Annotated in this window: 20 protein-coding genes, 1 tRNA gene and 2 pseudogenes; 11 read left to right on the top strand and 12 right to left on the bottom strand. The window is 58.3% G+C overall.

The features are described from left to right. Nucleotides 1-13: 13 nt before the first annotated feature. From ABRP88_RS04375 to rpsA, 4 genes are all read right to left on the bottom strand, one after another. Entirely contained in the window at nt 14-376 is a 363-nt protein-coding gene (locus ABRP88_RS04375; protein WP_349836325.1) for a DUF4259 domain-containing protein, read from the bottom strand. Nucleotides 377-451: 75 nt separating this feature from the next. Then, a complete protein-coding gene (coaE, locus tag ABRP88_RS04370) occupies nt 452-1054 on the bottom strand; it encodes a dephospho-CoA kinase (RefSeq protein WP_284851541.1) in 603 nt (200 codons plus the stop codon). A 73-nt stretch (nt 1055-1127) separates the two neighbouring features. After that, a complete protein-coding gene (locus ABRP88_RS04365; protein WP_296088574.1) occupies nt 1128-3176 on the bottom strand; it encodes a glucose PTS transporter subunit IIA in 2049 nt (682 codons plus the stop codon). Nucleotides 3177-3489: 313 nt separating this feature from the next. After that, nucleotides 3490-4953 (bottom strand): 30S ribosomal protein S1, encoded by a 1464-nt coding sequence (rpsA, locus tag ABRP88_RS04360; RefSeq protein WP_239269876.1) that lies wholly within the window; start codon nt 4951-4953, stop codon nt 3490-3492. 249 nt (nt 4954-5202) lie between these two features. On the opposite strand from rpsA, the gene ABRP88_RS04355 reads away from it, so the two are divergent. Both ABRP88_RS04355 and ABRP88_RS04350 read left to right on the top strand, forming a co-directional pair. Further along, complete coding sequence (locus ABRP88_RS04355; RefSeq protein ID WP_349836322.1) at nt 5203-5934, top strand: class I SAM-dependent methyltransferase; 732 nt, start codon at nt 5203-5205, stop codon at nt 5932-5934. A gap of 10 nt (nt 5935-5944) precedes the next feature. Next, a complete protein-coding gene (locus ABRP88_RS04350; protein ID WP_284853745.1) occupies nt 5945-6412 on the top strand; it encodes an RDD family protein in 468 nt (155 codons plus the stop codon). Here the strand turns inward: ABRP88_RS04350 and ABRP88_RS04345 are convergent. The 3 genes from ABRP88_RS04345 to polA are packed head-to-tail and all read right to left on the bottom strand — an operon-like array spanning nt 6376 to nt 10377. Further along, entirely contained in the window at nt 6376-6747 is a 372-nt protein-coding gene (locus tag ABRP88_RS04345) for a hypothetical protein (protein WP_284853746.1), read from the bottom strand. The two genes, ABRP88_RS04350 and ABRP88_RS04345, sit on opposite strands and share 37 nt — an antisense overlap. 38 nt (nt 6748-6785) lie before the next feature. Further along, a complete protein-coding gene (locus tag ABRP88_RS04340; RefSeq protein WP_349836320.1) occupies nt 6786-7724 on the bottom strand; it encodes a DNA glycosylase AlkZ-like family protein in 939 nt (312 codons plus the stop codon). A 4-nt stretch (nt 7725-7728) separates the two neighbouring features. Next, nucleotides 7729-10377 carry a DNA polymerase I gene (polA, locus tag ABRP88_RS04335; RefSeq protein WP_284853748.1) on the bottom strand — a complete coding sequence of 883 codons (2649 nt, stop codon included), beginning with the start codon at nt 10375-10377 and terminating at the stop codon, nt 7729-7731. A 143-nt stretch (nt 10378-10520) separates the two neighbouring features. Between polA and ABRP88_RS04330 the strand changes: the two genes are divergently transcribed. Beyond that, nucleotides 10521-10594, top strand: a tRNA-Leu gene (locus ABRP88_RS04330). A 396-nt stretch (nt 10595-10990) separates the two neighbouring features. On the opposite strand, the gene ABRP88_RS04325 is transcribed toward ABRP88_RS04330, so the two are convergent. The 4 genes from ABRP88_RS04325 to ABRP88_RS04310 all read right to left on the bottom strand — a co-directional run bounded on the left by ABRP88_RS04325 (nt 10991) and on the right by ABRP88_RS04310 (nt 13409). Further along, nucleotides 10991-11284, bottom strand: coding sequence for a hypothetical protein (locus ABRP88_RS04325; protein WP_023017871.1), 294 nt, complete (start codon nt 11282-11284; stop codon nt 10991-10993). A 17-nt stretch (nt 11285-11301) separates the two neighbouring features. Then, the gene (locus ABRP88_RS04320; RefSeq protein ID WP_349836318.1) at nt 11302-11946 is read right to left on the bottom strand and encodes a DUF6973 domain-containing protein; all 645 of its coding nucleotides are present in this window, start codon (nt 11944-11946) and stop codon (nt 11302-11304) included. A 245-nt stretch (nt 11947-12191) separates the two neighbouring features. Beyond that, complete coding sequence (locus ABRP88_RS04315; protein WP_023017869.1) at nt 12192-12458, bottom strand: hypothetical protein; 267 nt, start codon at nt 12456-12458, stop codon at nt 12192-12194. A 12-nt stretch (nt 12459-12470) separates the two neighbouring features. Then, nucleotides 12471-13409, bottom strand: coding sequence for an IS3 family transposase (locus tag ABRP88_RS04310; RefSeq protein ID WP_502879853.1), 939 nt, complete (start codon nt 13407-13409; stop codon nt 12471-12473). Here ABRP88_RS04310 and ABRP88_RS04305 point away from each other — a divergent pair. From ABRP88_RS04305 to ABRP88_RS04290, 4 genes and pseudogenes are all read left to right on the top strand, one after another. After that, nucleotides 13362-13560: pseudogene (locus ABRP88_RS04305) on the top strand (hypothetical protein). The gene ABRP88_RS04310 and the pseudogene ABRP88_RS04305 overlap by 48 nt on opposite strands. A gap of 454 nt (nt 13561-14014) precedes the next feature. After that, nucleotides 14015-14338: a DDE-type integrase/transposase/recombinase gene (locus ABRP88_RS04300; RefSeq protein WP_349836316.1), complete on the top strand. Its 324-nt coding sequence runs from the start codon at nt 14015-14017 to the stop codon at nt 14336-14338. Nucleotides 14339-14461: 123 nt separating this feature from the next. After that, on the top strand, nt 14462-14647 hold the full coding sequence (locus ABRP88_RS04295) for an integrase core domain-containing protein (protein ID WP_084519575.1): 186 nt from the start codon (nt 14462-14464) through the stop codon (nt 14645-14647). Nucleotides 14648-14663: 16 nt separating this feature from the next. Further along, nucleotides 14664-15386 (top strand): annotated as a pseudogene (locus ABRP88_RS04290) (IS3 family transposase); the annotation flags it as partial. Between the two features lie 2 nt (nt 15387-15388). On the opposite strand, the gene ABRP88_RS04285 reads toward ABRP88_RS04290, so the two are convergent. Then, a complete protein-coding gene (locus ABRP88_RS04285; RefSeq protein ID WP_023028744.1) occupies nt 15389-15664 on the bottom strand; it encodes a hypothetical protein in 276 nt (91 codons plus the stop codon). A 125-nt stretch (nt 15665-15789) separates the two neighbouring features. On the opposite strand from ABRP88_RS04285, the gene ABRP88_RS04280 reads away from it, so the two are divergent. Genes ABRP88_RS04280 through ABRP88_RS04265 form a run of 4 tightly spaced genes read left to right on the top strand, consistent with a single transcriptional unit; the run spans nt 15790 to nt 19636 of the window. Then, a complete protein-coding gene (locus ABRP88_RS04280) occupies nt 15790-16893 on the top strand; it encodes a FecCD family ABC transporter permease (RefSeq protein ID WP_349836315.1) in 1104 nt (367 codons plus the stop codon). Continuing rightward, nucleotides 16893-17936: a FecCD family ABC transporter permease gene (locus tag ABRP88_RS04275; protein WP_023017861.1), complete on the top strand. Its 1044-nt coding sequence runs from the start codon at nt 16893-16895 to the stop codon at nt 17934-17936. Before ABRP88_RS04280 ends, ABRP88_RS04275 begins: the two co-directional genes overlap by 1 nt. Before the next feature lie 6 nt (nt 17937-17942). Beyond that, a complete protein-coding gene (locus ABRP88_RS04270) occupies nt 17943-18854 on the top strand; it encodes an ABC transporter substrate-binding protein (protein ID WP_023017860.1) in 912 nt (303 codons plus the stop codon). Continuing rightward, the gene (locus ABRP88_RS04265) at nt 18854-19636 is read left to right on the top strand and encodes an ABC transporter ATP-binding protein (protein ID WP_023017859.1); all 783 of its coding nucleotides are present in this window, start codon (nt 18854-18856) and stop codon (nt 19634-19636) included. The genes ABRP88_RS04270 and ABRP88_RS04265 overlap by 1 nt, the downstream gene beginning before the upstream one ends. Nucleotides 19637-19688 lie beyond the last annotated feature (52 nt).

Genomic DNA, 19688 nt, shown 5'->3' with positions numbered 1-19688 from the left:
CCTGCTAGCCATTTCACGGCAGCGCAGCCTGGGCGGTGTGCAACCACTGGTCGAGCTCCCCTGTCGGTTCCCATAGCGCGTAGACCGACGAGGAATCAGAGCGCATCGCTTGGTTGATGCGTCGGCGCAGCCACGCCTTAGATTGCGGGGTATATAGGTACGCCAAATCCCGAGGGGCTACGCCGTCTGGCAGGCCATCGGCAGGCAGCTTCGTCAGCGCACCTAATGCGATAACCGCTTCGGCTTCATCGGAATCGAGGACTCCAGTGCCGCACGAGCGCTGAAAGTGCCGGAGATCAAAAGAACCATCCCGCAGGCTATCGAGTACGTCTCGCGCCGCGTGATTATCGAATGGTCCAGTGCCCCAAGTTCCCACGCTCAAATAGTGTAGGGGCCAAAAGTAAACGTTAATAGGAAAATGCGTTAACGCTACTTACCAAAAAGGTTAAGGTTAAGAAGACGCCGCTTCGATCTCATCGCAGACCTCAGCCGCGCGCTCTGCCAATTGTTCCTGCGTGCCGTTATTGTCAATGACATGGCTTGCTGCTGCAAGGCGCTTGTCATCAGAAATCTGGGCGTTAATCCTTTTGCGCGCGTCTGCCTCATCGAGTCCGCGGAACTCCACGAGGCGACGCACCCTCTCTTCTGGATCCACGTCAACGACGATGACAAAATCCATATCCCCGTCAAGCCCATTATCAACCAGCAACGGCATGTCATAGACCGTAAAATCAACGCCTTCTTCGCGCGCGGCGGCGAATCGCCGCTGGGTCTCTTCTTGGATGCGCGGGTGGGTAATCGAATTGAGAAGCTCGGTGTGCTCCTTGTCCACGAACGCGCGGCGGGCAAGTTCCTTGCGGTCGAGGCTGCCGTCTTCCTGCAGGATGTCCTCGCCGAATTTCTCCGCTAGCTCGGCCAAGGCCGGTTGGCCAGGCTTGACGATGTCCCGGGCAATACAATCTGCATCCACCACCCGCCAGCCGCGCTGGGCGCACAGCTTCGCTACCGTAGATTTCCCGCTGCCGATTCCCCCGGTTAATCCGATTAGCTTCATAAGACACCAGGGTACGCGAAAAGGAGCCCGGCACGACTGCCTGGGCTCCTTGCTGCGGAATTTAAGAGTGCCTTTAGGACTCGAGTTCTTCTTCCGGCTTTGGATGAACCTGCAAGAGTTCATCGCTTGGGGTGACAGCGCCGGTAGCGCCGCTCACGGAACCAAATTTCTTGGCGTTAGTAACAACGACCGGGGTAATCAGGTTGTAGTCCTTGGACTTGATGAAGTCTGCGTCAAAGCTGATGAGCTTATCGCCAGCGGAAACGCGCTGCTTCTTTTCCACGTGGACATCAAATCCCTCGCCGCCCAGTTCCACGGTGTCTAGGCCAACATGGATGAGCAGCTGTACGCCGTTATCCAGGTTCAGACCGATCGCGTGGCCGGACTTTTGGACGGTGAGCACGGTACCATCGGCAGGCGCGTAGACGGTATTGCCGGTTGGCTTCACGGCAGCGCCCGGCCCAAGCTTGGCGCCGGCAAAGATGGGATCCGGTACCTCAGACAGGTCCACGGCCTCGCCCTCCAGAGGAGAGTCCAGCTTGATGATTGCCTGTTCTGCTTCCTTGGTGGCGATTCCGGTGGCAGCAGCAACCCCTGCAGCCTGTGCATTCTCGGAACCGTCGGACTCATCATCGGATCCGCCGATGATGCGGGACTCGGAGCGGCTAGCAACCTCTTCCACAGTCTCGTTATTTTCGCGGGCGATGCGCTCAAGATCGGCTTGCTTTTCCTCTGCGGTGCGGTAGCCAAACAGCAGCGTGAGGGAGAAGGAGGTGAAGAATGCCACGGCGATGCCGATGATGTAGCCCACCGGCGGGGTCATGGCTGAGGTGGTCAAGATGGAGGTAAAGACGAAGGCGTTAGCGCGGACATCGAAAAGCCCCATGACCGCACCACCAATGGCACAACCCGGCAGCAGGCGGTAGTAGGTGCGGCGGAAGCGGAGCAAGATGCCGTAGAGGGACGGCTCCGAAATACCGCCGAGCATGCCGGCCGCGAATGCACCGACGGAAACCTGGCGCATGGAGTTGTTCTTCTCCTTCATGGAGATGACCATCACGGCGCCGGTGACGCCGAAGCAGGCAAAGTTCCACGCACCCATGGGGCCTTGGATGAAGTCGTAGCCGTAGGTGGTGATGTTTTGAATCATGATCACGTTGAGCGGCCAGTGCAGGCCCATGGGCACCAGGAATGGGTACAGCAGCGGAATGACAATGGCCAAGATGAACGGCGAGAAGTCATTGATCTGGAACAGTACCCAAGAGATGCCATTGCCCACGCCGATGCCGAATGGGCCGAGCAGGAAGGCCGTAGCCGGAATCATGATGAGCAGCGAGAAGAACGGCACGAAGACCATGTGTACGGCGCTCGGGATGATCTTCTTCAAGCCCTTTTCCACCCAGAACAGGCCGATGGCCGCCAAGATCGGTGGGAATACCTGGGAGCCGTAAGAGTTAATCACCAGCGGCAGGCCGAAGACGTTGACGGTATCGCCCTGTTCACCCAGGGACATGAATTCCGGCGTGAGCAAAGCGGCCGGGATGGCGGCCGAGACCCACATATTCGCACCCAGCTTCTGCGCGGCGGTAGCACCCACCATCACCGGCAAGAAGTAGAAGACCGACTGGAACATCGCGTGGGCCAAGCGGTAGCCCTCAGGCTGTTCTTCCAACGGCGCGCGGAAGTCTTGGATGCCAATGGTATCCGCCAGCACCAGCAGCGTGATGATGAGGGAGGCACCAAGCAGCGCCCACAGAATCGGGCGGAAGGTATCAGAGAGGAACTCGAAGCAGTAGTCGATCCAGTCGTACTTACCGCGCACGCCGTCGTAGTTCTTCTTGGATGAGGAGCCCTCCTCATCCGGCGGGTTTACCCCAGGGTCCTTGATGATTTCGCCGTAGTAGTTGGCCACGCCGCCACCCATGACTACTTGGTAGCCATGCGTACCCTGCGTGACGGAACCGAGAACGGCCGTATCGCTTTCCAGCTTTTCCTGATCTACTTTCCCCACATCAGCGAGTTGAAAACGCAGGCGCGTCGCACAGTGCGTCAGCGACGTGATGTTATCGGCGCCGCCCAAGCTATCGATGATGTGTGTGGAAGTGTCCTTCACAGATGCCACTTCAAACTCCTTGCATAAAGACAAAACAATAGTCAGTACTCAACTGGCTATTACGTCACACTTGGATTATAAGTGAGAGGCAACACAAACAAAAGCCCAATTTAGTGGTCTTAAGTGGGGATAGTTGTCTTTTTTGCAGGCGCCTTTGCTTTGCCGCAGGTCAAGAACCCGCAAACGAAAAATACCGGGCAATCGTTTGCATATACTGTCATAAAACTCACAAAGCCGCGTCCTGTCTCCCTAAAGGAGAAGGACGCGGCTAGTGCAGCTGCGTGGAGTTAGGGACTATCTCACCCTAAGCTCCAAAGGCGTCTTAGTTGCCGGCGAGCTTGTCTCGCAGTGCGGCGAGCTGCTCGTCAGAAGCCAAGGATCCGCCGGACTCTGCCTGAGTCTCCGATGCCGGAGCTGCATCGGAGGAGTCAGAAGAGTAGTTGGAGGATGCTTCAGCGGACTCTGCAGCCTCTGCGGCTGCAGCGCGGTTGCGCTCGATCTGAGCGGTGTGCAGGTTGAAGCGGCGCTCGGATTCTGCGTAGCGTGCCTCCCAAGCCTGACGCTGCTCGTCGAAGCCTTCCTTCCACTCGTTGGTGTCCGGGTCGAAGCCTTCTGGGAACACGTAGTTGCCCTGCTCGTCGTAGGAGTCAGCCATGCCGTACTTGGACGGATCGAACTCTTCGGAGTAGTCCTCGTCAGCCTGCTTGACGGACAAGGAGATACGACGACGCTCGAGGTCGATGTCGATAACCTTGACCATAACTTCCTGGCCAACGGTGACAACCTGGTCCGGAACCTCGACGTGGCGCTGAGCCAGCTCGGAGATGTGAACCAGGCCCTCGATGCCTTCCTCGACGCGAACGAACGCACCGAACGGAACGAGCTTGGTGACCTTGCCCGGAACGATCTGGCCCACAGCGTGGGTGCGGGCGAAGACGCGCCATGGGTCTTCCTGGGTTGCCTTCAGGGACAGGGAAACGCGCTCGCGGTCCAGATCAACGTCCAGAACCTCAACGGTTACCTCGTCACCAACGGTGACAACCTCAGATGGGTGGTCGATGTGCTTCCAGGACAGCTCAGACACGTGAACCAGGCCGTCGACGCCGCCAAGATCGACGAAGGCGCCGAAGTTGACGATGGAAGAGACAACGCCCTTGCGGACCTGACCCTTCTGCAGCTGGTGCAGGAACTCGGAACGGACCTCAGACTGGGTCTGCTCCAGGTATGCACGGCGGGACAGGACAACGTTGTTGCGCTGCTTGTCCAGCTCGATGATCTTAGCTTCCAGCTCCTGGCCAATGTAGGGCTCCAGGTCGCGGACGCGACGCATCTCAACGAGGGAAGCAGGCAGGAAGCCGCGCAGGCCGATGTCCAGGATGAGACCACCCTTGACAACCTCGATGACGGTACCGGTAACCGGCTCTTCCTTGGCCTGCAGCTCCTCGATGGCGCCCCAAGCACGCTCGTACTGTGCGCGCTTCTTGGACAGGATCAGGCGGCCTTCCTTGTCCTCCTTGGTCAGGACAAGCGCGTCAACCTCATCGCCGACCTCGACAACTTCGTCGGGGTTGACGTCGTGCTTGATGGACAGCTCGCGGGAAGGGATAACGCCTTCGGTCTTGTATCCGATGTCCAGCAGTACCTCGTCGTGGTCAACCTTGACGACGGTACCCCCGACAATGTCACCATCGTTGAAGTACTTGATGGTGGCGTCTACAGCTGCGAGGAAGTCCTCTGCGGTTCCGATATCGTTGATCGCAACCTGAGGGGTAGTAGAAGATGGCATATTGTAAAAATGCTCCGAATAAATGTAGGAAATCGTTCGTGGACAACTGCGTGTCTCTCGAATTAAAAGCCCATCTGCGCTGCACAAATACAGGAGATAGAGGCCACATTCGATCCCGCCGCGTGATTGCCCCAAGCTTTCCTACAATAGCCTGCAACAACCCGTGGCATAGACATGCTTGTAAGAGCCTACATCTGTCCAGCTTATACGGCAAATATTGCACGCCAACCAGAAAGGTAACCCACCCCAGTGACTTCGCCTTCTCACGCCAATCAATCCCACTGGGACGGTGATGCGGCCAACTACCATGCCGAGCACCCCGAGTACCTTTCCTCTTTTTATTGGTGCCCAGAGATGCTGCACGAGGCCGATGCGCAGCTGCTTGGCGATGTCTCCTCTGCCGCCGTCCTCGAAATCGGCTGCGGTTCTGCCGCCTGCACCCAGTGGCTCAGCACCCGCGCCCGCTTTGCCACCGGCTGCAATATTTCCCGCGGAATGCTCGCCCACGCAGATCCCGGGTTGGCGCTCATCCAAGCCGATGCGCTGGCACTGCCCTACGCCACCGACTCCTTTGACGTGGCATTCTCTGCATTCGGCGCATTCCCCTTCCTCGCTGATCTCGATGCCGCGCTCGCGGAAGTTGCCCGCGTTGTGCGCCCAGGTGGGCGCTTCGTATTTTCCGTGACCCACCCAATGCGCTGGATCTTCCCCGATGATCCCACTAGCCTCACCGCTGAGATAAGTTACTTCGACCGCGCTTATCTGGAACACGATTCCGCTGGGACGCTCACCTACGCCGAATTTCACCGCACCATCAGCGATTGGTTCCGCGCGCTCCAAGGTCGCGGACCATTCCTCATCGAGGACATCATCGAACCGGAATGGCCCGAAGGCTTAGATACCACCTGGGGTCAGTGGTCTAGGCAGCGCGGGGAAATTTTCCCTGGCAGCATGATTTTCATCTGCCGCGCCTACAGCTAACGTGGAGAACATGATTGCCGAAAGACTGGGAATTTTCCTGCGCCGCGCCGTGGCTTGGTGGATCGACGCCTTTCTCGTGGCCGCCATCGTCACCGTGGTGCGGTGGGTGATTAATGCTATTGCCGGTACCCCCTTATCCGGCCGCTCCGAAGAAATATACGAGGCGGTCGCCCTCGCCGTGATCTTTTATATCTACCGCGTGTGGGTGGAAACGAAAAAGTATACGTCCCTGGGCAAATGGTCGATGCAGCTCGAAATCATCCCGGCCCGCTCGCCGTTTGCCACCGCATGCCTGCGCAATTCATGGCTGCTGCTCACGCCCCTGACGCTTACCGGCTGGAACATCGACGGCATTATCCTTGCGATTCTAGGCCTTTCTGTTTTAGCCATCGGCCAAACACCCTTTGACCTCTTGGTCGGCTGCCTAGTGGAAAAGCGACCTCAGGAGGATTCCACAGCGATGCGCGGCCAGAGGTAGTACACCACGGCAGCAATAGTAATGAGCGCAAATACCCACGAATACGGGAAGGCCACGGCAATGACAGTAACCGCGATCATTACACCGGCCGCCTGAATTCGGTAGCGCCACGGGTTCTCGCCTTCTCTGGCGGCGTTGCCAGCAGAAAGGAAAAACCCAAAAGTTATAACCGCATAGAAAATGAAGTAAGATTTATCGCTGCTTACTGCTTCTTTTAAGCCGCTCTCAGCAATTTGTCCCGCCGGGTATGCGACCATGACTGCCCACGTAGTCTCAAAAAAGCGCAAGACGAAGGGGCGAGACTTCCACCTAATACGTTTTCCGAGAAACTCCATGAAATTACTTTAAAATCCTATTCTGCTTCACGCACTTCTCAGCACTCTTTCCACTGGCGATCCACGCGGCGTGCCGCGTAAGCGGGAATACCCCAGTCCTCAATCCCCTGCTTATTCCACATGCCGCGCACTTGGCCGTCGATAACGATGGCGCGGCGGAAAATTCCTTGGTTTCCGGGAACGAGCGCGTGGTGCATATCCGCTGACATGGCAAAAAGCCGATCCTGGTAGCCCAAGATATATTCATCAAAGGCTCCTAAAAGCAGCACCGATTTCTTTCTTCTTACCTCTGGTAGCTCTAGGACCTCTGCAGAGACCAGCTCCTCGCCTTCCCTACCTATCCGGATGAGGTCATCCGGCAAATTCTCGGCTGCGGGACGAATGAGCTTTCGGGGCAGCTTGGACCACCATGCAAAGTCCTGCACAGTCGCCGGCCCATGGGTGCGAAAATAGCGCGTCATCAATTCCGTCGTGGCGGCCACCGAGTCGCCATTAAAAAGGGCCTCCATGCCGTCTAGCTCGACCGGAGTAATGAGCTGTTCTTCGCCCGCATAACACGCATGCCCGCTTTCCATGCCGATACGTACTACGTGCCAGAAAGGCAACTCGGGCAAGGCTTCAGCGGCGCGGACTCTTAATTCTGCGCGCGTTATTGGGGCATCGATAAGCTGCAGCACGGCTTCTCGCACCGTGTCATCGCCCTTCCGGGGTTTCGCACACAGCTCGGTTATCCAGCCCATATCCTTGACTGAGGCGGCGAACAACGTATTGCGCATGGCATAGCTGCGCACGATCTCGGACTTATCCGATTCATCCGGTGCCCGCAGCGCCAAGGACCGGTGCACCGAGTGCAGGTCCTGGCCCTGCATGACGCCAAAGGCCTGGACAGCTTCCGCGGCGGTGTGCCAGCGCTGGGCCGTTAGCCCCTGGGCAGCCAAGCGCATGCGGGCGCGCTCACGCCGGTTAAGCATCATCATCGAACTAGTGGGCCGCGGCGTCCCAATCCGTGCCGGCGCCGGCTGAGACTTCGAGTGGTACGTTCAACTCGATGGCGGAATCCATCTCGCGCTCGAGAATCTCGCGCACCTGATCCGCCTCGCCGGGGGCGACCTCCACCACCAATTCATCGTGCACCTGGAGCAGTACACGGGATTTCATATCGCGCAACGCACGGTCCACGCGAATCATCGCGACCTTAATGATATCCGCGGCCGTTCCCTGGATTGGGGCATTGAGCGCAGCGCGTTCCGCGTTTTCGCGGGCCAGCCGGTTATCGGAGTTGAGCTCTGGCAGGTAGCGGCGGCGACCAAAGAGCGTGGCCGTATAACCATCCTTGCGGGCTTGCTCCACGACATCATCCAGGTATTTCTTCACGCCGCCAAAGCGCTCGAAGTAGCTTTCCATAATGGACTTGGCTTCACCAGCAGGGATTCCCAGCTGCTGCGATAGTCCAAATGCGGATAGGCCATAGACCAAGCCATAAGACATGGCCTTTACGCGGCGGCGCAGCTCAGGAGTCACCTGATCGACCGGCACATCGAAGACCCTAGAACCGACGAAATTGTGCAGGTCTTCGCCAGCCTTGTAGGCCTCAATCAGCCCGGGATCTGCAGAAAGGTGCGCCATAACGCGCATTTCAATCTGCGAATAGTCCGCGGTCATTAGCTGTTCAAATCCCTCGCCTACGATAAACGCCGAGCGAATTTGTCGGCCGGCCTCCGTGCGCACCGGGATGTTTTGCAGGTTGGGCTCCGTCGAGGACAAACGTCCCGTCGAGGTCACCGTCTGGTTAAAAGTTGTGTGAATGCGCCCATCCGGTTGGACGGTCTTAATAAGGCCCTCCAACGTGGTCTTCATCTTTTGGTACTCGCGGTGGGCCAGGAGGTGATCCAAAAACGGGTGCGGGTGCTTGATTGCCAGCTGCTCGATTTCCTTCGCGGCCGTGGAATAGCCCGTCTTTGTCTTTTTCGTCTTGGGCATATCGAAGGTCTCAAAAAGTACCTTTTGCAGCTGCTTGGGCGAATTCAAATTGAGCTTGTCATCGCCAGCAAGCTCGCGCGCGGAGCGTTCTTGTTCAGCCACCTGCTCCACGAAGGCATCCTTTTGGGTTTCCAAAATATCGACATCGACCGCGATGCCCGTAGCCTCCATGCGTGCCAGGATGGTCACCAGCGGCAATTCCAGGTCGGTATAGAGCTCGAAAGAGTCGATGTCCTGCAGTTCCGCGGTGAGTTTTTCCGCCAGCTCCATGATTGCCGCCGCCTGATCTACCAGGGAGGAGCTATCGAGCAGCGACATCTGCTCCGAGGCGGCGCCGAGGGATTTTTGAAGGTGGCGCTGGTAGACATCGGAAAGCTCGTAGGTGCGCTGGCCTGGGCGCAGGATATACGCCGCCAAGGCCGTATCGTGCGCAAGCCCGTTGAGCTCAATCCCGCGCCCTGCCAGCATGTGGAACGCGGCCTTCGCGGCGTGGAAATACTTAGGGGCCGGCGATTCTAGCCACTGGACCAAGGCCTTTTCCTCATCGGCGGAAAGCTCCCCGAGTTCTACCTGCAAGCCGTGGTGGTTGCGGTCCACAAATGCGATGGCAGAGGCATCGCCTTGGCCCGGGGTGCCCTCGCCTTGCACATACACGGCTACGTGCTCGCGGCCAGGTAGCCACTCGCTCAAGGAGGCGTCATCGATAGTGAGCTCTACGTCTGGGGTGTCCGCAGCTTGCTCAGCAGCCTCTGCACCATCGTTGGGGATGGCGGATAAGACACGGTCGCGCAGGTTGGTACCAAACTCCAGCTCATCGAACTTCGCGGCGACATCGGCAACCTTGGCTTCACTAAAGGCCAGATCATCAGGACCAACATCTAAGTCCATGTCTGTAATCATCTGGGTGAGCTTCCGGTTCATCTGCACCTGCTCGATGCGTTCGCGGAAGTTATTTCCCACCACGCCGTTGATTTCTTCGGCGTGCTCTACCAAGGAAGCCAAGTCTCCGTACTTGACTATCCACTTGGTGGCGGTCTTTTCTCCCACCTTGGGAATGCCGGGGAGGTTATCGGAAGGGTCGCCGCGCAGAGCAGCAAAGTCGGGATACTGCGCGGGGGTAAGCCCGTATTTATCCTCGACGGCTTCTGGGGTAAACCGGTGCAGCGTGGATACGCCCTTCATGGGATAGAGCACCGTGGTCGAATCCGTAACCAGCTGCAGATAATCCCGGTCACCGGTGACAATCAGCGTCTCGTAGTCTTGCGCCTGGGTTGCTAGGGTGGCCAAAATATCGTCGGCCTCGTAATTTTCACGCGAGAGCGTCGTAATTCCCAAGGTCTCTAAGGTATCGCGAATGATATCTACTTGGCCCTTAAATTCCTCCGGTGCGGCCTCGCGCTGCGCCTTATAATCCGGGAACATCTCCGTGCGGAAAGTCTTTCGGCCAACGTCAAAAGCAACCGCGATAGCATCCGGCCTTTCCTCAGAGACGATATTGGACAGCATGGATAAAAAGCCATACACGGCGTTGGTGTGCTGGCCGCCGGAGGTAGAAAAGTTTTCCACCGGCAGGGCATAAAAGGCACGAAATGCCATGGAATGGCCGTCAATGAGCAAAAGGCGGGTCTTATTTGAAGTCACCTGCCCCATACTAGGCAACACAATGGACACGGCGATACCCCGCCCAAGCCCACCGTCTTGAGCAGGACTTTTCACCGGAAAGGGACCCCAATTAGGAATTGCGCCAACCCCTGCGCTAGTATTTCCAACAGTCAAGGCACTCGCTTTTGATTGCCCCTGTAGCCCAATTGGCAGAGGCAACGGATTCAAAACCCGTCCAGTGTGAGTTCGAGTCTCACCAGGGGCACATTGCAACCCCGCTTCCTTCCGGATAAATATCCACGGAGGAAGCGGGGTTTTGCCCGCATATCCGAATTTGTTGAGTTGTGGGGTTCGCGAACTAGACAACATTTAATGTTGGCGCGGTGAGGTTTCCAAGGTTTTCTCTTCTACTTAAACGGAACAGATCCTGGGACACTTCATTTGGCAACACGTCGTCGATGCGTCTACTTGGTACATCAGCTTGCTCTAGCTTAGCCTCGGCGTGAGCATGGTCGCGGTATTCGGTCCAGTTTAATGGTTACTCTGGCAATGGCTCTGGAACGAATGGAAAGCGATAGAGAGTCCTTAGCAGTTCCAAAATACGCAGAAACTTAAGTGGAAATAGGTTCTTCTGCGGTTACAGTGGTTCCATATCTATAGGCTATGCGAAGTTTCCATAGCCAGAAATGGTGCTCACCCATAAGAACGCTGATACGACGAAAGCCGCAGCGAATGTGAAGGCAAAAGCACGCCATGATCGGTCGCTAAGCCGACCCTTTTTCAACATGTAGACAGACATGGCTAATACACCCAACACCACCAATGAAGGAAGAGGTAGCCCATAGAAGACGAAAGGTATTGGAAGCCATGTGGACAGGACCACTCCGCCGTAAAGGGTTGCGACGCCTACGACAATTCCAAAAAGTATTCCCGGAATGATCGTTCTTTCTTTCACAACAAATTCCTTACCAATCAGTTTATCTTGATCAGACCACCGTTTTTAGCCTGCGCATGACATTCATTGATGGCGCCCGCTTCATCTCCTTCGTGTCGCAATCCAATGTCTCGACCAATGGCATTGTTTGTTTGATCCATGTGCCCAGCTTCAGGAGAACCAGGATGGTCTGTTTCGTGGGCATCGCCAATTTTTCGTGCAAAATCTGCGTTAGCCCGGATCGTTGTCAGCGCCTGCCATACACAATGCCTATCAGCGTCCTGAATGTTATCGTTCGTTACTTTGTTTGGAAACGTTTGCGAGGAAATACGTTCCGCGTCCCTGATTGCTGATTTCGCGCGCTTACAATCATAAGGATTGGTCGCGCAGGCTGCCGCTTCATACCTACCGATGTTGGTTCCATAATTGTCCCCGGAGTCTCGAAGGCCTGTTTTATCCCCTGCAGAGCCGGATTCATTTAAAACTTGCTGTACGATATGGTCTGGAGTCTCAGCCTTCGGATCAATGTGCTCTTTCTCACGCAGTTCAATCGTCGTCTGAGCGATGCGCTCGTAAGAGTCAGTTTCTGCTGGTGTGGCATGTGCTGGCGATGCTGCCAAACCATTCGCCGTGACGCCAATCGATAGTAGTGCTACTACACCCAAAGCCTTCATAGCCTTCATATTTAAGCCTTTCTCGAATCTTGATGGACTCGGCTAGTGCACCACACCCAAAGCTCTAATACAACCGATAATCATTATTGTTACGGTACCTTTATGTGATCTTATATATCTGTTCACCTTCCACCATCCCGAACTACCTTGGCGAACATGTCAAGCAAACGCAGACCACGAAAGCTCTAGTTTCAATTCAAAAAACGAAACAACCCCGCTGCAGTGATACAGCGGGGCTAAATACGTAAGGATTCTTACTTCAAGTCTTGATTGAACCCATTAGGAAGCTTTCGCATGATATTGCTGAACTCATCAGCGTCCTTGGAATCATCCTTGATAGGCGAAAGATCGAGCTTGTAGAGTCCCTCGTCACCTTCAACACTGAAGTAGAGGTTGTTTGGATTGTTTGGATCGACCGCCACAGCAGTGACATCAGCTTCGTTATTAGGTAGGCCATTAATGCTGATCATATGAGTGATGTCATTACGCTCTCCGGGGGCCTGCCCCCGGAAAGTAGACACGTCGGAGGGTAGCTATGCTACTTGGCTCAATGTAGCTGAATTAAGTGCTTCGAAGTCATCGGGGGCTTGAAAGTTGCACCAGGAGTGTCGTCTGCGCGTGTTGTAGCGTATGCACCACTGGAAGACTTCCTGGCGGCAGCTGATTGGACTTTCGAAGACTTTCCGATCACGCAGGACTTCACGCTTGAAAGCGGCGTTAAACGATTCTGCTAGGGCGTTATCGGCACTTGTACCCACCGCTCCCATGGATTGGCACACACCAAGCTGGGCGCAGTGGTCCCTAAATGCCTGCGATGTGTAAACACTGCCGTAATCGGAATGGAAAATTGCCCCTGTAAGGCTTCCGCGGACCTTTCTAGCATGAGACAAAGCTTCGATAACCAGCGATACCCGCATGCGATCCGCGAGTGCATGGCCAACGAGCTTGCGCAAGTAGGCGTCGATGACTGTGGCCAGGTACATATTCTTGCCGCCCTTACACGGCAGGTACGTAATGTCGCCTACGTACACGTGGTTGGGCCTGTCCGCAGTGAATTTGCGGCCTACTAAATCTGGCATGGCTCGGTCGCCAGGCTTACGCCGAGTGGTGATGCATCGACGCTGTTTTGAAAAGCCTTTAAGCCCCATGGATTTCATGATGCGTGCGACCTTCTTGTGATTGATTGGGCGAATGCCCGAATCGTTGTTGAGGCTTGCAGCGATGCGTTTAGCACCATAAAGCCCATGCTCATCATCGAAGATGGTCTTGATTCTTGCGCCAATAAGAGCATCAGCACACATCTTTAACCTGCGCTTTTCGCGGGTATTGAGCCATTTATAGAACGAGGAGCGATTGAGCTTTAACACGTGACACATCCGCTTGACCGAGTACTCGGTTCGGTGGCCATAGACAAACTGGATGAAGTGTCCCAGGTTTTGTTCCGGTTGAGTAGATGGGAAAATCTGGAACATGCCAAGAAAATTTGACCAGGATGCAAAGGACCGCGTGGTCCGTCTCGTGGAAGACCGCATCTTGGCGGAAAACATGTCGATGCAGGCCGCGTGCCAGGCAGTAGCTCCAAAGTTGAGGGTTTCATGGCACACAGCTCGTCAATGGACTTAAGCCTGCTCGCCGTGCAGGAAGCACCCCAGAACCAGTGCCTGAAGATTTGGCTGCCGAAAATGCCAGGCTACGCCGCGAAAATCACCAGCTTCGAGATACCAACGAGTTACTGAAGGCCGCGTCAGCTTTTTCGCGTCGGAACCAGGCCCAAAACGTTAAGAAATGATCCGGTTCATCGATAAATACAGGAATCATTTCTCTGCCGAGTTCATCTGCACTGGCGTTAAAAGAATAACCGGGCTGGTGGGTTCATCACCTCGCGTGGTTATCGCCAGTCCAAAGCCCGTGGGCTAAGTGCTCGTCGCCTTCGTGACGGCTGTTCTAGTTGAACGCATTGGTGCTGTTCATCGGGATAATTACGGTGTCTTAAGCGTGCGGAAAATGTGGCATGCACTTCACCGTGACGGAATCGACATCGGTCGTGAGCAAACCGCCCGGCTGATGCGCCTGGCCGGTGTTTCTGGCAAAGGCAAAGGCGGATCACCTATCACAACCCGCAACCCTAACGTGCCAGATCTGCGCCCGGATTTGGTCGAGCGTGAGTTCAAAGCCCAAGGCCTTAAACAGGCTGTGGGTGGCCGACATTACGTATGTGCGTACGAAGAAAGGCTTTGTGTACACCGCGTTTGTCACCGACGTTTACTCCCGGCGGATCGTTGGGTGGGCGTTATCAGATTCCATGCGCACCGAGGCATTGCCACTGCAAGCACTCAACCAAGCGATTGTAAGTGCGAGGGAAACAACAGGCCTTATTCACCATTCGGATCACGGCTTATAGTACGTCAGCGTTGTCTACAACGAGCGTCTCGCCCAGCACGGGATTGTCGCTTCCACTGGGACTGTCGGTGACTGAAATGACAATGCTCTAGCTGAAAACGTTAACGGCTCCTACAAGAACGAGCTGATCCATACCCGCAGGTGGAATGACGTTGTCGAAGTGGAAATCGCGACGTTTGAGTGGGTGTCATGGTGGAACGAGGTAAGGCTCCACCAAAGCCTGGGATATCGAACCCCGGCCGAGGTGGAAACCGAATTTTGGAAGAAGAACCCGCAACAGGGAATAATAGAAATCAAGGCAAATGCCTAGGAACAAAAGGGGCACTTCAATCCTAGAAAGCTTCGAGGCTAACAAGCATCGCTACGGCTACCGGCGAGTGTTGCTGGACCTGCGCAACAAGGGCTGGGTGGTCAACCACAAACTCGTCTACAAACTCATGCGCCAGATGGGTCTTCGAGCCAAGATTCGCCAACGCAGGCCGTATATTTCCTACGCAGGAACTATAAGCCACATCGCTGACAACAAACTCGACCGCAAATTCACCCCAGACACGCCAAACACCGTCTTTGTCAGCGACGTCACCGAGTTCAGGGTCGCAGGCCGAAAAGTGTATTTGTCACCGGTGATGGACTTGTTCGACCGCTCAATCGTCGCTTACACCGTGGCCACATCGCCGACGGCAGCGTTTACCGCCGATTCTTTGTCCAAGACGATCGCAGCCTGTGCACCGAAGCCTGGGTGGATGATGCACACCGATCAAGGATTCCAGTACCAGCATTCCTCCTAGCGTAACCTGATCGGTGACAACGGTAGTGTTCAGTCGATGTCGCGTAAAGCCAACTGCTACGACAATGCAGTAATGGAGAACTTCTTCGGGCACGTAAAGACCGAGATGTACCACGGGGAAGTCTTCGACACAGTCGAGGACTTTAACCAAGCCATCGAAGACTACATCCAGTGGTACAACACCGAACGCATCCAACAACGACTCAAGGGCCTGACCCCGATGCAATATCGGAATCAGACCCTTGAACCCCTCACCGCCTAGAATTAAACCAGTCCAACTTTCGGGGGCCAGTTCACCACGCGCCGCGGGGCCTCCTCGACGGTAAAGTCACCGAACTTGGTGGCCACTGTGACCGGATAGGCCGCGGCGTCGCCGTCAGCCGATGCCGACTGCGCCAACGATGCCGACGATGCCGCCACCGAGTTGTCGGCCGCACCGGAATCGGGGTCCGACGAGCATGCGGCCACACCCCAGCCGACATGGGCGAGCGACAGGAATACCGCGGCCGAGCGACGAGTGCGGGAAGTCCGCAGAGACACAAAAGACTGTCGAATTGAGAAAAGTTAGCCTAACCAACATTAGGTGAACCTATCTCAAGCCGACGAACCTCCAGCAAGGAAAGACAATTCACGTATATCGGAGCAATTAGGGTAACCTTACCTACATGACATCGACGACTCTGCCGACACCGGCCGCGGGCACCCCGCGCGCCGCGGGCCACAGCAGACGACTCCTCGGCCTAGCCCTCCTCGTGGCCGCACTCGCCGCCCTTGTCTTCGCCAGCCTGGCACTGGGCGCCAAGGCGACTTCCATCTCAGAGCTCACCCAGGCCTGGCCCACCGCCTGGGAGATCCTGCGCGGGCACACCGACACTGCCCAGGCCGCCGGCACCGTGGGCAGCAGCGTCGCCGAGATCGCCGGAATCCTTGCCACAATGCGCATCCCGCGCACCGTGCTCGCCATCGTCGTCGGAGCTGCGCTCGGACTAGCCGGCACACTCGTTCAAGGCCTGACCCGCAACCCGCTCGCGGACCCTGGACTACTCGGCGTCAATGCGGGCGCCGCACTCTTCGTCGCGGCGGGCATCTTCCTCTTCGGGCTGACGTCCATGCAGTCGCACCTTTTCCTCGCCTTCCTCGGCGCGGGCCTGGCGGCGCTGCTCGTCTTCGGGCTCTCCGCCGGCGGCATCGGTCGCGGCGACACCCTGGGCCTCGTCCTCGCGGGTTCCGCCCTGTCCGCCGTCCTCGCGGCGGCCACGTCGGCCATCGTCTACATCGATCCCAACGCGCTCGACACCCTCCGCTTCTGGCAAGCGGGGTCCGTCACCGGACGCGGCTTCGACATCATCACCCCTGCGCTCGTGCCGCTCGCCATCGGCGCGGTACTAGCGCTGGCGCTGGGCCCGACGCTCAACATCCTCAATCTGGGCGCGGAGGCCGCGCAGGCGCTGGGCACCAACGTTGCCCGCGCCAATATCCTGGGCCTCGTGGCCATCACCCTGCTGGCCGGCGCGGCCACGACAGCCGCGGGCCCCATCAGCTTCATCGGTCTCGTGGTGCCCCACGTCGCCCGCGGCATCACCGGCCCGGACTACAAGTGGGTCACCCCCTACTCCGCGCTGGCGGGCGCCTGCCTGTTGCTCGGCGCCGACATCGTGGGCCGCCTCATCATGCGCCCCGGCGAGCTCCAGGCGGGCATCGTCATCGCGTTGCTCGGCGGGCCGGCGTTTATCTGGCTCGTCCGGCACCGAACGGTGGTGAGCCTGTAATGAAGTACCTCAGCCTCGGAAAGTTCAGCTTCCTCTACCACCCGCGCACGCAAGCCTGGACCGCGGCCATCGTGGTCGCGAGCGCGCTCGTGTGGGTCATCAGCCTCGGCATCGGCGAGTTCCCCCTTAACCCCGTCGAGGTCATCGGCGTTCTGGCGGGCGGCGGAAACAAGCTCGAGCGCACCGTCGTCATCGACTGGCGCCTGGCCCGCTCGCTCGTGGGTCTAGCCGTCGGCGCCGCGCTGGGGCTCTCCGGCGCCATCACGCAGCGCATCGCCCGCAACGGCCTGGCCAGCCCGGACATCCTGGGCATCAACCAGGGCGCCACCGTGGCGGCCGTGGCCATCATGGTCTTCGGAGGATCTGCCGGGGCCGGCGGCGCGTTCGGTGCCTACGTCGGCATCCCGCTCGCCGCCATGGCCGGCGGTCTCGCCACCGGCGCGGCCATCTGGATGCTGTCCCGGCGCGGCGGGGTGGATATGTTCCGCCTCGTCCTCGTGGGCATCGGCGGCAACGCCTTCCTTCACGCCTTGGTCACGTACATGTTAGCCGCCACAGATCTCAACACCGCGGCCGCGGCCAAGGTGTGGATGGTCGGCTCGCTCAACGGCCGCACCTTCGAGCACCTATGGCCCACCCTGGGCATGCTCGTGGTGTGTGGCCTAGTGCTAGCCCGCATCGCCATCGATCTGCCCGCGCTGGAGCTCGGCGAGGATTCCGCCCAAGCCCTCGGCGCCCCCTTGAAGAAGATCAACGCGGCACTGCTCATCGTCTCAGTTCTACTGGCCGCGGTGACCGTCTCCGCCGTGGGCCCGGTGGGCTTCGTGGCCTTCGTCTCCCCGCAGATCGCCGCGCGCCTGGCGCGGGTCGGGGCGCCGCCCCTGGGGGCATCGGCGGCCATGGGCGCGCTCATCGTGTGCGTGTCCGACCTCATCGCCCGCTGTGCCTTCGGCTGGGAGATCCCGGTGGGCATCATTACCTCGGTCATCGGCGGACCTTTCCTCATCCGGCTGCTCTGGCAGCAAACTCGAACACGAAAGTAGACAACCATGCAACGACGTAACTTCCTCAAGATCACCGCCGGCCTCGGCGTCGCCGCCTTCGCTGCGGCCTGCTCCAAACAGGAGACTGCGCCGAGCGAGCAGGCGGCCACCTCCGCGGCATCATCCAGCGCCGCCGAGCAGCACCAGCGCGTGATCGCGCTCAACACCGGCCAGCTGGACAACCTCCTCATGCTGCGCATTCTCCCGGTGGGCGCGGCTAAGGCCAAGAACCTGGGCGTCGTCCCGGACTACATCCGCAACCGCTTCGGCTCCGACTTCGATCTGGACTCCATCGCGGACTGCGGCCTACGTGCTAACCCGGATCTGGAGACCATCGCCTCCCTGAAGCCCACCCTCATCTGCGCTAACTTGCGTACGGACGAGGCCATCCTGGAGCAGCTCAAGGCCATCGCGCCCGTCGTCACCGGTGAGGGCGGCGGCGAGAACTGGAAGCAGGACCTCCTCACCATCGCCGAGGCCGTGGGCAAGAAGGACTCCGCCGAGACCCTCCTGGCCGAGTACGAGTCCAACGCCAAAGCCTGGGGCGAGGGCTTATCCTCCAAGCCCACCGTCTCCTTCCTGCGTTCCAAGGACGACCAGTTCCAGCTCTACGGGGTCAACTCCATGGCGGGCTCCGTGGCCGCCGATGCCGGCCTGCCCCGCCCCGCCAACCAAAAGCAGATTAAGAAGGCTGGCCAGGACATCTCCGCCGAGCAGCTCTCCGAGGCCGACGCCGACTGGATCTTCTACGGCGTCAACGCCGGCGCTGCCGACCCCTCGCAGGCCGCCACGTGGCAATCTCTCAAGGCAGTGCAGGCCAACCAGGCCGTGTCCGTGGACTACGAGTCCTGGTACATGAACGCGTCCCTGCTCTCGGCCACCATCATCCTCCAGGGTCTGAAGGACAACATCAAGTAATGAACGCTCGACTTTCCGCGCACTCCGTCTCCGTCGGTTATGGCGATACCGTCATCAGCCGCGACGTCACGCTCGACATCCCCGACGGCCAGGTCACCACGCTCATCGGCGCCAACGGCTGCGGCAAGTCGACCCTCCTGCGCGGCCTGTCCCGCTTGCTCCCACTGTCGGAGGGCTCCGTCACCCTCGACGGGAAGAAGCTGGGTGACTACTCCTCCCGGGAGCTAGCCACGCGCTTGTCGCTGCTCCCCCAGTCCCCCATCACCCCTGCCGGCGTCACCGTCGCAGACCTCGTGGCCCGCGGCAGGCACCCGCACCAGTCCTGGCTGCAGCAGTGGTCCGCCTCCCACTCCGCCGCCGTGGACGAGGCCATGGCGCTCACCAACGTCTTTCAGCTGCGCGACCGCCCCGTGGACTCCCTGTCCGGCGGCCAGCGCCAGCGCGTATGGATAGCCATGGTCCTGGCTCAGGACACCGACATCGTCTTCCTCGACGAGCCCACCACCTATCTGGACCTGGCGCACTCCACAGACGTCCTCGAGCTCGTCTCCACGCTCAATAAGGAACAGGGCAAGACCATCGTCATGGTGCTCCACGATCTCAACTTGGCCGCCCGCTACTCGGACAACCTCGTCCTTATGAAAGACGGCTCCGTCACGGCCCTGGGCTCGCCCGAGTCCACCATCACGCCGCAGGCCCTGCGCGACGTTTTCGGCCTGGACTCCCGCGTCATCGAGGACCCCGTCACCGGCGGGCCGCTCATCGTGCCGGAGCGCCCATAAGCCCCGTCGTTCCCTGCGTTTTTCGATCATGGGAAAGGCGGCGGGAGTTCAT

Origin of the sequence: Corynebacterium sp. KPL2734 (assembly GCF_040225595.1) — a bacterium.
Classification (GTDB): Bacteria; Actinomycetota; Actinomycetes; order Mycobacteriales; family Mycobacteriaceae; genus Corynebacterium; species Corynebacterium rhinophilum.
The sequence above is the reverse complement of the archived record's forward strand: the minus strand, read 5'-3'. Positions and strand labels throughout refer to the sequence as shown.